Here is a 12,739-nt window from a genome sequence, read left to right as displayed (position 1 = left end):
AAGAAGTACGGTGGTGATTATTCGTATCAAGAAGAAATTCGCCACGAGAATGGCTGCGGCTGCATAGCAAGAATCTGATCGAGTCGAAACGTACGCTGCTGCTTTCGCAAATAGCAATAGCCAGTGACAGATGTGTCTGTTAAACGGTCTATTGTTACACAGCGTTTTGTTAACGAGCCATCCTTTGCCATGTAAATCAAAGTTACTTGCTGCTTCAAGAATTTTGCCACTGCGCTTTGTTCCATTTTAGATTCCTGCTTTCTGCTTATTTTTACAGTTATTATATACGAACAAACGTTCTTTGTCACTTGAAAAAGGAACCTTTGTTCGTATATAATGAGGACAGGAGGAATGACGTATGGTGCATGATCGTGGAAAAATAAAATGGACATCTTTAATGCTGCCAGAACATGTGGAGATGCTGCAGCAAATGGGACGTGAGATTGGTATAGAAAAAGCGCCCATTTTGGATGAACAGCAGCTGGAAGAACTGGAACAAAAAGTCCAGCAAATTCAAATAGGAGCGACAAAAGCATTTATTAGTTACAGCAGTGGCAACAAAGTGAATAGAGTCTCAGGTATTGTGACCGGCTTGAAACCAGTTGAACAGTATCTGCTTCTTGATACGGCAGATCGTTTGTATCCTGTTCGTATTCCGTTTAATCGGCTAATTGATATCTCATTTCATTAAAAAATACCGTTCCCGGCTGGGAACGGTATTTCAAGAAGGCAGTTTAAACTGCAGTGCTTTCAGAGGAAACATCATCTGAACGATATTTTTTTGTATCCAGCTCTCCTAGTGAGCGGCTTGTCACCAGGCCGGACACCATAGAACCGCTCACATTTACCGCAGTACGACCCATGTCGATAAGCGGCTCAATAGATATCAATACGCCAGCTAAAGCTACTGGTAAGTTCATCGTTGAGAGAACAATTAAAGAAGCAAATGTTGCGCCTCCTCCAACTCCAGCTACACCAAACGAACTAACCATTACGACAAGTATTAATGTGGAAAGGAAAGACGGCGACAAAGGATCAATACCTTGTGAAGGTGCAATCATAACAGCCAGCATAGCTGGATAGATGCCAGCACAGCCATTCTGGCCAATCGTAATACCAAATGAAGCAGAGAAGTTCGCGATAGACTCTGGAACGCCCAGCTTGTTCCGCTGTGCATCAACATTCAAGGGTAAAGTCCCTGCGCTAGTACGTGAAGTGAAGGCAAATACAAGCACTGGCATAACTTTTTTCACATATTGTTTTGGACTTAGTCCCATAATAGCCAAAATAAGCAGATGAACTAGGAACATGGCAATCAGCGCCACATAAGAAGCAATAACAAACTTACCAAGCGTTGCGATAGCGTTAAAATCACTTCCCGCAACTGTTCTGGCCATTAAAGCAAGTATCCCGTAAGGCGTGAGTCGTAATACGAGTGTTACAATGCGCATCACAATGCTGTGCAAGGACTCTACTATCTTCTGGAAAAAGTCAGCTTGTTCAGGATGTTTTCTTCTTACTCCTAAATAGGCGACCCCAACAAATGCTGCAAAAATGACTACTGCAATCGTAGATGTTGGTCTAGCTCCCGTTAAGTCCTGAAATGGGTTGGTTGGAAGGAACTCCAATATTTTTTGAGGAACTGTTGTGCTTTGTACATCAGTTAAACGCTCTTCCAACTCCTGTCCTCTCGCTACCTCGGCATCACTTGTATTGACATCAATTGCTTTTAAATCAAATCCAACAGTGGATGCAATACCGATGGCAGCCGCAATAGCTGTTGTTAAAAGCAATGTTCCAATTACTAGCCCGCTGATTTTACCAAGGTTGGTGGACTTCTTCAGTCTCGTAAACGCTGCAACGATAGAAATGAAGACAAGCGGCATGACGATCATTTGCAGAAGTTTAACATATCCGCTTCCCACAATTCCAAACCAATCATTTGTCTGCGTGATCGTGTCGGAGGCAGGCTGATAAATTAATTGCAATGCAACTCCAAATACAATACCAATCCCTAATCCAGTCAATACCCGTTTCGAAAAGGAAACGTGTTTCTTTTGCATCCAATAAAGAACAAAAAGTAATCCTAATAAAACAATAATATTAATAGCTGTAAATAAGTCCAACCAAAATCCCTCCCTAAAATCAATAATCCCTATCAACTAAGTATGAATTGAACCTCTCTTACAATAGCATGTTGGAAAGATTATGTAAATATCTTTATATCTCAAATAAAGACGCTGTCTACAGCCATGATGGTTTTTACAAACAAAAAATGAAACTGGGACAGAACAAGATTGATTCATCCTAAAAGCGAACGATAATGCAGCTCTCTGACGGCTGCTGCCTCTCCAACATTAGTTGTTATCGTCGGATAAGAATGGCTTTTGAAGTAGACACCGACAAGAAAATCGCTATTTTCGAGGAGTCTACGATTCTACCCTACACGAATGAAGGTTTCCCATCACACAAATCAGCGTAGGAAATACACGGAGACTCCCGTAGGAAAGCGGAGTGTATTTCCGAAGCGATGCTCTCATCTCCGTTTCCCATGCAAAAAATCCAAACAATTCTGCAGTTAATTGCAGTATTGTTTGGATTTTTATATAACTTAAACAAGTTATGTCCCAGCCTCGCATCATTCAGCAAAGCGCAGCAGATCACCATTTAAAATGGCATCTGAGTAATATAATTCTTTGTTTCGTTTTTCGAAAAAAGGAGCACAGCGAGTCATATCGATTTGTTCCGATGTTGCTCTGTCATAACAAAGCTGCTTCGTGTAAATTACATCTTCCGAAATGAAATCACCATCTCGAAAGACGACGAAAGAATCACGAACATCTGCCAGCAGATCTTGACCAAAATGAGGATAAGTACTCGTATCAGTACCTAACAGATGCAAGATGGTTGGCTGAATATCGATCTGGCCGGCTGGTTGGTGAATTGTCTTTCCTTCTTCACCAGGTACGTGAATGATCAGCGGTACACGCTGCAAATCAAGTTCTTCCGGTGTTGACAGCTCCTCATCGAGGTATTTTTCAATGCCGTCATAATAGCTTTCAGAAATACCATAATGATCACCAATCAAGACCACAACAGAGTCCTCATACAAACCCGACTTTTTCAGATCATCAAAGAATTTCTTGAGTATTTCGTCTTGATAGCGGATGGTCTGGAAATAACGATCGACCACATCGACACCTGTATCGGCTTTATCCAGCTTAATATCCTCTTCGTCCAAAATAAATGGGAAATGATTTGTCAATAACAATAGTTTACTGTAAAAAGGTTCTTTTAAACTTTTCAAGTAAGGCATGGATTGTTCAAGGAAAGCGCCATCCTTGATACCGTAGTTCACGCTGTTTGCTTCAGTCACGTCATAAGAATTCATCGAGAAGAAGTCGTTGTAGCCGAATGCATCATATGCTTCTTCCCGGTTCCAGAAGCTTGCGACATTTCCGTGGAATGAAGCACTATGATAACCGGATTCAGCCAATATTTCTGGCATAGCAATGTATTCGTTATCCGGGCGACGTACATAGACAGATCCGCTCGATAAAGGATAAAAGGACTGATCAAACATAAATTCAGCATCTGAAGTTTTTCCTTGGGCAGTTTGATGATATACATGGTCAAAATAAAAACTGTCCTTAATTAAGCTATTTAGAAATGGGGTAATCTCTTCCCCCTTCACTTTTCGTCCAATAACAAACTGCTGTGTTGATTCCAGATTTATAAGAATGACGTTTTTTCCTTCTGCAATACCAAAATAATCAGAGCTGACATCCTTGTTTGAACTCTCCAAGTAAGCAGCAGCTTTCTCATAATCTGTCTTTGTCGCAAATTCACTGCTGAGCTCAGCACGAACAGTTTGATAAATATCATATCCGTGATAATAGACAGGACCTAGTGTGCTAACCTTAGCAGTACGGTTATAGCTGCCATCATGCTGATCTCCCGCTCCAAGTTGCCCGATACCGATATTAAGACCAATAAGCAAGATAATACCGGCAGTAAAAGCTCCTTTTCTTCTCCAGTTCAGACGTATCGGTTTCGGACGTTTGAACAGCCACCAAATAAGCAGCAAAACGGTATCCGCAAACAAAACTAAATCAAGTGGGTCCATCAATTCTACCGTGCTTTGGCTAAGGCCGCCGACGTTTTGGAATTGGAACAGGATAGGCAATGTCACAAAGTCAATGTAAAAGCGGAAATACAGCAAGTTGCCGTATAAAACGCCCGTCAGAATTATATGCAGAATCAAAAGTGATCCAGCTCGTAATTTTCGTGCAAAAACATATAATAGCAGCAAGAGAACTGCGATAGACGTCAAACTCGATAGAAACAACTGTATGTAATCAAACGGTTCATACAAAGGCAAATCAAAATAGATGATACTCATTAGATACATCTTACATAATAGAAGGACTGCTCCAACCGAGCAGTATCCTTTGGCAGTAGACAAAAATCTCATTGGGTGATTGTTTCCTTCTTTCCGATCAGGCTGGCAAGTTCCTCTGTGACACGAACCAAATCTTTCTCTTCATGATGTCCCATGACAGCTAACTGCACCCAATTGTTTTCGATTAAGTAACTGCTATTGCAGCTGATTAGGAATCCTTTCTGCGCAAGTATCCGTCCGACACTCTCAGACCTGAACTCCTTTGGAAGGGTGATTGTAAGTATGCCTGGAGCGCGGCATGTATCGTCAGCCAAGTATGGTATTCCCTTTTGATTGCAAAGGTTGACGAGCTTATCTGTCAACGAGCTAACCCGCTCTATTATCTTCTTTTTCTCCCACTGGTCTATAGCAGCAGCTAATGCAGCTAGTTGATTAGAAGCATGCGTAAAGGGTGAGCTTTCGTATGAATGGTAAAGGCCAAGATCAAGATAACGCGGAATGCTATTTGAAATCTCGATTTCATGATGATAGAAAACGAATGCTAACCCTGCGTAAGAAGCCAATCCTTTGCCGCTCCCAGCTGTTGCTAGGAAGACACCGCTCAAATCAATTGGCGTATTACCAAGTGAGCTGCAGCAGTCCAAAATAAGCTTGCTGTCCGTATGTTGGGCAATTTGTTTTAGCTTATCCAAGTCCTGCAGTACACCAGTGGACGTTTCTGCATGTACAGCCCAGATCCAGCCAACATTATGCTTCTTTACCTCTGTCAAAATCTGCTGATAATCAAATGCTTTGCCCCAAGGTATCTCCAGGGAGGAAAAAGAAAGTCCTGCCCGCTGTGCGTGATCGGTCAGTCGCAAACCAAATTCCCCGTTCACGAGAATAAGTCCGCGCTGCCCTAGAAGCGAAAGCTGCGCTGCTGCTGCATCATTTCCAAGTGTGCCGGACCCAAGCATAATTTGCACATGTTCAGCGTGTGTCAGTTTTTTTAATCTTTCACGCAGCTGATGAAGCTGATTGAGAAAAGCCGGTGAGCGGTGCGAGCACGCAGTCTGACCAATAGCCTGCTTTACTTCGTCCGCCATAGGAACAGGTCCCGGCAGAAAGCTAATCGGCTCTTGCTTGGAAAGTATCCGCTGAAATGCCCGCGCTTTACGTTGGAACAATTTTTCAGTCACATACATCGGCTGGAACTGCGCATCCCCATTTCCCGTCAAACCACCAAACGGAACGAATCCCATATGCCGGTAGAGCTTTTGCTGCCGCATAACACCGGAGATGATAGCCATATCAAAGCCGTTATCTAGACAATAGTTAATAAGAGCCTCGGCAAGGCGGAAGAAAACAAAGCTATTCCGATAAGCTTTTTCGACTGCAAGCAGCCTGATTTCACATTTGGCTTTATGCGGAGGAAGAAGATCATCAAGGTTATCTAGTTTTTGATCAAGTGAAAAAGGTCTATTTGAACGAAAGGCAATCATGGCAACGACCACCCGTCCGTCAAGACCAATAATATATGTATTTTCTTCATTAAAGCGATCAATTCGGCTGCGCCCCTCATTCACTTCATGCTGAGGAATTTCTTCTGTAAACGTACGATAATTCAGAGCGTGTATTTGTTCGAATTCCCACGTTTCTGTTGCGATTTTATACTGTAATTGTGTCGAATTCATTGTTTGTCACCTTTCGTTACGTAATAGAAAATAATTCCAGGCCGCTTTCACATGTGTGTGATGTGCTGCTACGACAAGGACGGTCACTACAACGTAAACTGCGATTGTAAATACGTCCAATTGTAAAAACGGTAGCAGTACAGCTGTACTAACGTAAGCGAGTAATCCCGAGGCACTAAATTTTCTTATGAAAAGATAGATACATAGAAACACGGCAAGTAAGAGGAAGGTAGCTTGATAAGAAAAGATAACAAGTGCTCCAAGTGACACAGCGATACCTTTTCCGCCGCGAAAACGAAGCTGAATCGGGAAAATATGCCCCAATACGGCCGCAACAGCACTTAGTCCTGCGACAACTTCAGTTCCTCCGCTCCAGCGGACAAGCAGCACAGCAAGCATACCTTTTGCCAAATCAAAAACAAGAACGAGCAGAAAGCCTTTCTTTCCCATCGATCTTCCGGCATTCGTAGCGCCTGCATTACCGCTGCCGGTCGTCCGTATATCAATTCCATGTTTCCATTTCATCAGATAATAGGCTCCATTTAAGGAACCAAATATATATGCTAGGATAATCCATAACGATGCAAGCACATCGCCTTCCATAAACTGACACCACCTTGCGTAGTTCCATAGTATAAATAAACAAGTAAACTTTCAATGATATTTGACAATTTTCTACCTAAAGAATGTACAAAAAACACCTATATCAATAGATATAAGTGTTTTTTTCTCTTAATCCGACGATTCATAAGTGCTCCAGAGACGGTCGAATACCTGCAAAGATCCGTGATACGGACTGTTCCACTCCAAGTATTCGCTAATTTCATCATAGGAAGAACTATGCTTTGGGAAATTATGTTCACTGAACATCCAATCGGCAAGACGGCTCTCATCGGTCGGTTGCTTTCGTCCGCGATGCGTCATCATATAATGATAAAAAGATCGCATTTATTCACCTTCTTTCTTGAACTTGCTCTTATTCCTCCAAACGGGGTAATAAATTGTCAGTACGATTAGAAGAAAGAAACAAGCAGGCGGCAATAGCACATACAACATTCAGCGCTTTACTCGGTCGTATTGGATAAAATAATAATCATATGGATTGCGATCGTTCTTCACGCCTTTTTCCCGTGCTGTTTCCTGCCACTCTTCCATTGAGAAATCTGGAAAGAAAGTGTCTGCCGGGAAAGATTCCTCTATATACGTCATATAAATACGGTCTGCTATTTCCACTGTTTGCGCAAAAATGTCGCTTCCGCCAATAACAAATATCTCTTGATCCGGATACTTGTTCGCTAACGTCTCTATTTCCTTAATATCATGCAAGACAATAACTTGATCAGCTTGGAATGCCTCATCTCGCGTTAGTACTACATTTGTTCGGTTAGGCAGCGCGCCATTCATGGAATCCAGCGTTTTTCTCCCCATAACAATAATCTGATTTGTCGTTTTCTCCTTAAAGAAGCGCAAATCGCCGGGAAGGCGCCACGGCAAATCATTGTTATATCCAATACCACGATTTTGATCCATTGCAAATAATAAAGAAATCATATTGTTCCTCCTTATACCGCTACTGGTGCTTTGATGGCCGGATGCGGCTCATAGCCGATGATTTCCAAGTCTTCCATAGAAGCGTCAAATACCGAGCTGAAACTATTTTTAATATGCAAGGATGGCAATTGTTTAGGTGTACGGCTAAGCTGTGTTTCCACTTGCTCCAAGTGATTTGTATACAAATGTGCATCTCCAATTGTGTGAATGAATTCACCAACTTCTAAGCCGCATTCTTTCGCAATTAAATGTGTCAGCAAACTATAGCTGGCAATATTGAACGGGATGCCAAGGAAGATATCGCCGCTCCGCTGGTACAGGTGACAAGATAATTTATTATCAGCAACATAAAATTGGAACATCGTATGACAAGGTGGCAATGCCATTGTCGGCACATCTTCTGGATTCCATGCAGAAACAATCAATCTTCGGGAATCTGGATTTTTCTTGATCATTTCAATTATGTCTTGCAATTGATCGATTGTCTCTCCTTTGGTTGTCTGCCAGCTTCGCCACTGCTTCCCATAAACATCACCAAGATGACCAAATTGTTCACTAAAATCATCATCAGTGAGAATAAGCTGTTTAAACTTATCCATCTCTGTATTATAGGCAGAACGGAAAGCTTCATCCTGCAATGATCTGCGGCCGAAATCCGTCATGTCCGGTCCGTCGTATGCCTCACTTTCGACCCAATTCTTAAACGCCCATTCATTCCAGATATTATTGTTATGCTCTAGCAAATAGCGAATGTTTGTGTCTCCTTTTAAGAACCAAAGCAGCTCACTAGCGATAAGACGAAAAGGCACACGTTTTGTCGTCAAAAGTGGAAAGCCTTGCTTCAAATCAAAGCGCATTTGATAACCGAATACAGATACGGTGCCAGTTCCTGTACGATCTTCTTTTTTTGTGCCGTTATTTAATACATATCTGCATAAATCCAGATATGTTTGTTCAGAGGTTGTCATCAACTATCACATTCCTTTTATCGTATATTGTCGCACGGCATGTCCCATTCCTCGAAAAATTGATCCAGGAATCTTTCCATAAAAGCATGTCTTTTCTCTGCCATTTGGTTAGCAGTATCCGTATGTAACGTTTCTTTCAATTTTAATAGTTTATCATAAAAATGCTGAATGCTCGACTGCTTGGGATCATTCGGCCAATGAATAAGACGGCTGGCAGCTCCGCCAAAAGCGAATGTCCGCGCAATCCCGATGGCGCCAATAGCATCCAGACGATCGGCATCTTGAATGATTTTTCCTTCCAACGTTTCTGGTATACGTCCTTTGCTGAAAGATATATCCCGGCATACTTGGAAAATCTCTCGTATCATGCTTTCTTCCAGTTCAATTCTTCGCAAGAATGCTTTCGCCTCAGCAATGGTATCTGCCGGCCGATCGAACAGTTTATGATCTCCGATATCATGCATCCAGCCAATAGCCTCTGTTAGAAATGGATCTGCACCCTCTTTTAATGCAATTTTACGCCCTGTCTTTGCCACTCGTTTCATATGGTAAAAGTCGTGCCCCGTAGCATCTTCACGAAAGATAGTATGTGCATAGCGTTCCATCTCTTCCAATTGGTTTTGCTGTTCCATTAGTCAACATCCTTCCTATTCAAAATAAATGGAGTTGTTCTGGCGGTGGATCTGGCAGCTTTTGACCGAGCAGCTGCATCATTTCTTTGGCATTGTCACTCGCATCGCCCCCGGAATTGTTATTGAATAGCAGCACAACACGTTTACAGGACTGCTCCAAACTTTTGGCTGACGCTTGCCATTCTTTCAGTTCCGCCTCATTATAGCGATACAAAAATCGCACTTTACGCCAGTCTTCCCTTCCATGCTGGTTCCAACCATGGACATTTCGTCCGTGAAAACGAACTAATGTTATTTCTTCGTTCGTAGCTACCGGAACAGCTGGAACGGAACCACTCCCTGCTTGCGGTTCGTCACAAATAGTATGAATGAATTCTAATTCTTGCAATAGGTTAAGTGTCTGATTCCGATAAACTTCTGTATACCAGGACTGATGCCGAAATTCAATTGCAACCGGCAGCCCTTTTGTCAGCTCCCGGATATAGCGAAGCCGATCGATGCTTGCCTTCTCTACCTTAAACCAAGGCGGGAATTGAAAAAGAATAGCAGCTAGTTTGTCTGCTTCGATAACCGGCTGAATGGAGGACAAAAAAGCCTCGAATAAGCTTGCAGCTTCTGCTCGTGTCATCTTTTTCCTGCTCTGCCCAGTCATATCTTGGTGTGCTTTTATGACGAAAGAGAAGTGAGCCGGTGTTTCGGCTGTCCATTTTTCGTAGTTGCTCATTGGCTGGATGGCATAAAAGGATGCATCAACTTCTACCACATCAAAATGCGTGCTGTATGTTTTTAATTTCTGCTGTCTCGCTTTCGGATCCGTATATAGTTTGTCATGATCGCCCCAGCCCGTCACACCGACTTGAATCGTCATAACTTTCCTCCTCTCAACACTTGTAATTTCTTATATTGTAATGGAATCGCAGTATCCCTTCAATAATGAGCGTTTCATACAGAAGATAACCAAAAGATATCGCAATATTTCGGCAATAAACAAAGGTGCAGTTCATTTTCCACTCTAAGAAAGCGGTTACTTTCCCAATACATCTGTATTCTTCCCCTCTTGACGCTTTTTTCAAAATAAGCTATATTGGTGTCAAGCAAAACAAGATGAGCGGAATCCGAACGTCGGCAGCTTGTTAGAAGAGCTCGTGTATTCCGCCCTTCTAGCAAGCTGCCTTTTTCATTTCTTGCACGTCTTTTTTGTATTTTTTAAACGTTTTCTGTGAAACGTCTTTAGGAGGATAAGGAATATGCCAAACGGAATTGTCAAGTGGTTTAACGCTGAAAAAGGTTACGGATTCATTCAAGTTGAGGACGGTAACGATGTGTTTGTACATTACTCCGCCATCCAGGAAGAAGGTTTTAAAAATCTTGAAGAAGGTCAGGAAGTATCCTTTGAAGTAATCGAAGGAGACAGAGGCCCTCAAGCAGCTAACGTTGTAAAACTGTAATCATGTACATAAGCGGCAATCCATCGGGTTGCCGCTTTTCTTTATGCCTTACTGCCGAAAGTTGCAACGGTCTTGAAAAAAGCGTATACTCTTCCATTGTCTAAGTAATTTTCACTAGGAGGAGCGGCATTGAATAACGAGATTCTATGGATTCTATTTGCAGTTATAAATTTTATTCTGCTGTTAGTCATGTATCGTTTGTTCGGACGAATCGGATTGTTTGTATGGGTCGGTATGGCGACGGTAGTGGCGAATATACAAGTAACGAAAACCATTGAACTATTTGGATTGACAGCAACAATGGGAAATATTATGTTCGGGACAATCTTTTTAGCGTCCGACATATTAAACGAAAACTACGGTAAAAAGACAGCCAGAAAAGTAGTTGGTCTCGGGTTCGCTAGTTTGATCACGATGACACTCATTATGCAAGGTGTCCTTTTATTTGACCCTGCAGAGAGCGACTTTGCCCAAGGATCCCTCAGCACGATATTTGGTTTTATTCCACGCATTACACTTGGAAGCTTGATAGCATTTGGTATTAGTCAGTATTTAGATGTATGGCTATATGCGCTCGTCAAGCGTCTGCTTCCAGATGATAAATACTTGTGGGTGCGAAATAACGGCAGTACGATGTTCAGTCAGCTGATAGATACACTTGTCTTCTGTACGATTGCATTTGCCGGCACATATGAATGGACTGTATGGATTGAGATATTTATCTCGACGTATGTACTGAAATTTGTTGTCAGCATTATCTCCACTCCGTTTTTATACGGAGCAAAGCGTATGTCTAGTAAAATGGAAGATTAGGAGGAATGGGTATTGATCGAGGTTTATACCGACGGTGCCACCAGCGGTAATCCAGGACTAAGCGGTGCTGGTATTGTCATCGTCAATGAAGGTGCACGGAAGACGTACAGCGTTCCGCTTGGTATGATGACGAATCATCAAGCAGAGTTCTGGGCAATCATCAAAGCGCTGGAAATTTGCCAGAACGATCACCCTGAGGCAATCATCTCCTTGCGCTCAGATTCTCAGGCTGCTGTACAGGCCATCGATAAGGAACACACAAAAAACAAGGATTTTCAGCCCCTTTTAGAGCAAATCCTGCAGTTAAGCAGCGGTTTCCCCTATTTCTTCATTAAATGGATACCTGAGAAACAGAACAAAGCAGCAGATCAGCTTGCACGGGAAGCAATCCGGCAGCTTCAATGATATTGAAGCTGTAACCCTTTATTGGCAAGCAGATCTTCTGCTTGTTTTTTTGTTTGTACGTTGTCTTCTTTAATAAGATCCAATACACTTAGATAGAAACTGCCATCAAATGCGTGTTGGAATCGCAGCGTAACCTGGACAGCAAAAATAACTTTCCAATCAGATGCATTAGCAAAGTTTTTGCCAAAGTAAATAAATTGAATGTCTTCGTCTGTTAATTTAAACCCCTTCGCCCATAAATCGTCCAGAAAACAGGCCAAGCTTTGTTTATTCACCATGCAAAAAGCTCCTTTATTAGAAAATCCGACTCTTATTATAGCATTCTTGTTTCCGGTTTCAATAGAATAGCGAAAATTCCTGTTTATCATATTTATTTGAGTTTTCAGATTTGACTAACTTTTCTCCTAAGTATTTACAATTCAAAAATTTGGCATTAAACTAAAAAAGCTAGTACGAAAGGGGATGTTAGTTTGAGAAAGTTAATGTATTTGTTTGCATCAATAGCTATCGTAGCTATCTTGGCAACAGGTTGTTCCAGTGCTGATTCAGAAAGTAAATCAGACAGCGGTGCTGATAAGACAGAAAAGACTGAAACAACAGATACTAAAAAAGAATTGCTTCAAACACAAATGGACTTTACAGCAGATTTCAGCACTTATTACGCGCCAATTGCAGCTTACCAAGCTGCAGCAGCTGACGAAGCTACCACAGAAGATGAATTAAACACAGCTGCAGAATCTGCAAAGAAAGCCGCTGATGAAGGGGCAGCTAAGCTTACTGATTACAAGCTGGAAAGCAACCTTTCTGACGAACAAAAAGAAGCGTATACAAAATCGCTTGACCCTTT

At 42.0% G+C, this 12,739-nt stretch carries 16 protein-coding genes; 5 read left to right on the top strand and 11 right to left on the bottom strand.

Going from position 1 to position 12,739, the window contains the following annotated elements:
• Positions 1 to 26: 26 nt before the first annotated feature.
• Positions 27 to 245, bottom strand: a complete 219-nt coding sequence (locus B1K52_RS13530; protein WP_077309100.1) for a hypothetical protein — start codon at positions 243 to 245, stop codon at positions 27 to 29.
• 113 nt (positions 246 to 358) lie between these two features.
• Here B1K52_RS13530 and B1K52_RS13525 point away from each other — a divergent pair, with 113 nt between their 5' ends.
• Complete coding sequence (locus tag B1K52_RS13525; protein ID WP_077309098.1) at positions 359 to 691, top strand: YolD-like family protein; 333 nt, start codon at positions 359 to 361, stop codon at positions 689 to 691.
• Positions 692 to 734: 43 nt separating this feature from the next.
• Here the strand turns inward: B1K52_RS13525 and B1K52_RS13520 are convergent, their stop codons facing one another.
• The 9 genes from B1K52_RS13520 to B1K52_RS13480 form a co-directional block, all read right to left on the bottom strand.
• Entirely contained in the window at positions 735 to 2,126 is a 1,392-nt protein-coding gene (locus B1K52_RS13520; protein WP_256855914.1) for an L-cystine transporter, read from the bottom strand.
• 512 nt (positions 2,127 to 2,638) lie between these two features.
• Positions 2,639 to 4,402, bottom strand: coding sequence for an LTA synthase family protein (locus B1K52_RS13515; protein WP_179106554.1), 1,764 nt, complete (start codon positions 4,400 to 4,402; stop codon positions 2,639 to 2,641).
• Positions 4,403 to 4,470: 68 nt separating this feature from the next.
• A complete protein-coding gene (locus B1K52_RS13510) occupies positions 4,471 to 6,075 on the bottom strand; it encodes an aminotransferase class V-fold PLP-dependent enzyme (RefSeq protein WP_077309095.1) in 1,605 nt (534 codons plus the stop codon).
• Positions 6,076 to 6,081: 6 nt separating this feature from the next.
• Entirely contained in the window at positions 6,082 to 6,678 is a 597-nt protein-coding gene (gene plsY / locus B1K52_RS13505; RefSeq protein ID WP_077309093.1) for a glycerol-3-phosphate 1-O-acyltransferase PlsY, read from the bottom strand.
• Positions 6,679 to 6,807: 129 nt separating this feature from the next.
• Positions 6,808 to 7,023, bottom strand: a complete 216-nt coding sequence (locus tag B1K52_RS13500; protein ID WP_077309091.1) for a YozE family protein — start codon at positions 7,021 to 7,023, stop codon at positions 6,808 to 6,810.
• Positions 7,024 to 7,131: 108 nt separating this feature from the next.
• Positions 7,132 to 7,626, bottom strand: coding sequence for a dihydrofolate reductase (locus tag B1K52_RS13495; RefSeq protein ID WP_077309089.1), 495 nt, complete (start codon positions 7,624 to 7,626; stop codon positions 7,132 to 7,134).
• Positions 7,627 to 7,637: 11 nt separating this feature from the next.
• A complete protein-coding gene (locus B1K52_RS13490; protein ID WP_077309087.1) occupies positions 7,638 to 8,594 on the bottom strand; it encodes a thymidylate synthase in 957 nt (318 codons plus the stop codon).
• A 17-nt stretch (positions 8,595 to 8,611) separates the two neighbouring features.
• Positions 8,612 to 9,226, bottom strand: a complete 615-nt coding sequence (locus B1K52_RS13485; RefSeq protein WP_077309085.1) for an HD domain-containing protein — start codon at positions 9,224 to 9,226, stop codon at positions 8,612 to 8,614.
• Positions 9,227 to 9,245: 19 nt separating this feature from the next.
• Complete coding sequence (locus B1K52_RS13480) at positions 9,246 to 10,094, bottom strand: DUF72 domain-containing protein (RefSeq protein WP_077309083.1); 849 nt, start codon at positions 10,092 to 10,094, stop codon at positions 9,246 to 9,248.
• A gap of 379 nt (positions 10,095 to 10,473) precedes the next feature.
• Between B1K52_RS13480 and B1K52_RS13475 the strand changes: the two genes are divergently transcribed.
• The 3 genes from B1K52_RS13475 (at position 10,474) to B1K52_RS13465 (ending at position 11,892) form a co-directional block, all read left to right on the top strand.
• Positions 10,474 to 10,674: a cold-shock protein gene (locus B1K52_RS13475; protein WP_077309081.1), complete on the top strand. Its 201-nt coding sequence runs from the start codon at positions 10,474 to 10,476 to the stop codon at positions 10,672 to 10,674.
• A 129-nt stretch (positions 10,675 to 10,803) separates the two neighbouring features.
• Positions 10,804 to 11,487 (top strand): queuosine precursor transporter, encoded by a 684-nt coding sequence (locus tag B1K52_RS13470; protein WP_077309079.1) that lies wholly within the window; start codon positions 10,804 to 10,806, stop codon positions 11,485 to 11,487.
• A 12-nt stretch (positions 11,488 to 11,499) separates the two neighbouring features.
• Positions 11,500 to 11,892, top strand: coding sequence for a ribonuclease HI family protein (locus B1K52_RS13465; protein WP_077309077.1), 393 nt, complete (start codon positions 11,500 to 11,502; stop codon positions 11,890 to 11,892).
• Here the strand turns inward: B1K52_RS13465 and B1K52_RS13460 are convergent.
• Positions 11,886 to 12,170, bottom strand: a complete 285-nt coding sequence (locus B1K52_RS13460) for a DUF6123 family protein (protein ID WP_077309075.1) — start codon at positions 12,168 to 12,170, stop codon at positions 11,886 to 11,888. The two genes, B1K52_RS13465 and B1K52_RS13460, sit on opposite strands and share 7 nt — an antisense overlap.
• A gap of 192 nt (positions 12,171 to 12,362) precedes the next feature.
• Here B1K52_RS13460 and B1K52_RS18020 point away from each other — a divergent pair.
• Positions 12,363 to 12,739: hypothetical protein (locus tag B1K52_RS18020; protein WP_373022492.1), on the top strand; the 377-nt coding region annotated here is incomplete at its 3' end.

Origin of the sequence: Terribacillus halophilus (assembly GCF_900162685.1) — a bacterium.
In the GTDB taxonomy this organism is placed as follows: domain Bacteria; phylum Bacillota; class Bacilli; order Bacillales; family Amphibacillaceae; genus Terribacillus; species Terribacillus halophilus_A.
This window is presented reverse-complemented; position numbering and strand designations above follow the sequence as displayed.